This window comes from Blastococcus goldschmidtiae (assembly GCF_031845325.1).
GTDB classification, from domain to species: domain Bacteria; phylum Actinomycetota; class Actinomycetes; order Mycobacteriales; family Geodermatophilaceae; genus Blastococcus; species Blastococcus goldschmidtiae.
Map to the genome: position 1 here is coordinate 1 of NZ_JAVREI010000048.1, position 439 is coordinate 439.

The window sequence follows — 439 nt, forward strand, 5'->3', positions numbered from 1 at the left end:
CGGCTGGCAAGACGGTCGGGGTGGAAAGGTTCGAGGCCGTTGATTTTCTCGCCGACGCCGATAAATTTAATCGGTTTGCCGGTTACATGGCGTACGGACAATGCCGCACCGCCGCGCGAGTCGCCGTCCATCTTGGTCAATACGACGCCGTTCAGCGGCAGGGCTTCATTAAATGCCTGAGCGGTATTTACCGCATCCTGACCCAGCATGGCATCGATAACGAACAAAGTTTCAACCGGGTTGACCACCGCATGAAGCGCTTTGATTTCGTTCATCATCTCTTCATCGATTGCCAAACGGCCGGCGGTATCGACCATCAATACATCGTAAAAATGTTTTTTGGCGTAATCAACGGCGGCAGTTGCAATCTCAACCGGTTTTTGGTTGGTATCGGATGGGAAAAAATCTACGCCGACCTGTTCGGCCAACAGGCGCAGCT

Annotated in this window: 1 pseudogene; it reads right to left on the reverse strand. The window is 53.1% G+C overall.

The annotated features are described in order from the left end of the window. A pseudogene (locus RM425_RS21525) lies at positions 1-439 on the reverse strand (signal recognition particle protein); the annotation flags it as partial.